Here is a 1,395-nt window from a genome sequence, read left to right as displayed (position 1 = left end):
ACTAAGTCAGCCCGACAGCAGATTACTGTCACAAAAGGCTGAACTCTCGGCCAGATGTAGGTGAAAGCCCTACCATTCAGACTCAGAATTGACTCCTTACCTGCCCACACCGAACAAGCTCGGTTCTTGTAGAGTGAAGCTGGGAACAGGGCGCAATCAGACGACCGTTGCGGGTTGACACTGGCGCTAACAGGGAGTTCCTATGATGAAACAGAGCCTAGAAAAGTGACCTAAGTACGAGCAGGGCGTAACACAAAAATCCCTGACTTTACTGGAGAATCAATTCCCGCCGCATTCCGCGCTCAATAACGGCAAGAGTCCAGGGAATCCAGTGGTTAAAGTGGCTACATCTAACGGAACAATCAATCTCTCCGAGGGAACGAATAAAAACGATTTGGGAGTCCTGGGGCAGTCGAACCCCCGGTAGGCTAGACGAGAAGCGGAATTCTCTCAAGTCGGGTAGGACAGACCGTAATTGGTCGGAGGTGTTCAGAATACATTAACTAGAGAAGAGTATGATTAGACACAGTTACAAAACTAGTGAATCATGGAAAGAATTACCGTGGAAGAAATTCCGCCGAAATCTTTTCCGCCTTCAAAAGCGCGTGTACAAAGCGGTTCTTGTTGGAGACAAGCGGTTAGTTAGGTCACTCCAAAAGCTTATTCTAAAATCCACCTCGGCTCGATTTCTTGCAATAAGACAAGTATCTCAGTTAAACGCTGGTAAAAAGACGGCTGGTATTGATGGCAAAAAATCCCTCTCATTTGAAGAACGCTTCAACCTTGAAGAACTACTGAAAATGAATAGCGGAAATTGGAAGCATCAAGGATTACGGGAAATCCCCATCCCCAAAAAGGACGGGACAACCAGAATGCTTAAGATACCAACAATTGCGGATAGGTCTTGGCAATGCCTAGCAAAATACGTACTCGAACCAGCACACGAAGCCACCTTCCATGCGAGGAGTTACGGGTTTAGAACTGGGCGCTCTGCCCATGATGCACAAAAGTACATCTTCGATAACCTACGCTCCAACAGCAACGGAATAGAAAAACGAGTAATTGAACTCGATATTGAAAAGTGCTTCGACAGGATCAACCACTCAGCAATAATGGACGAACTCATTGCCCCAAAAGGCTTAAAAATCGGTATTTTCCGATGTCTTAAGGCAGGGGTAAATCCAGAATTCCCCGAACAAGGAACACCCCAAGGGGGAGTGGTCAGTCCATTACTAGCTAACATTGCGCTCAATGGGATTGAGAGTATACACAGATACCACTACAACCACAAAATAGGTTGCAAGGTACACGACAAGACTCCAAACGAGTCAATCATAGAACCATCAGTCCGATACGCGGACGACATGGTTATTATACTCCGACCCGAAGATGATG

1 protein-coding gene is annotated in these 1,395 nt (G+C 46.4%); it reads left to right on the top strand.

Annotation, left to right across the window (positions count from 1 at the left end; translation table 11 throughout):
* Nucleotides 1-515 precede the first annotated feature (515 nt).
* Nucleotides 516-1,395 (top strand): reverse transcriptase N-terminal domain-containing protein (locus ACWATR_RS40020; RefSeq protein WP_460345932.1); only part of this gene is annotated, 880 nt, incomplete at its 3' end.

The organism is Nostoc sp. UIC 10890 (genome assembly GCF_054786515.1).
The sequence above is the reverse complement of the archived record's forward strand: the minus strand, read 5'-3'. Positions and strand labels throughout refer to the sequence as shown.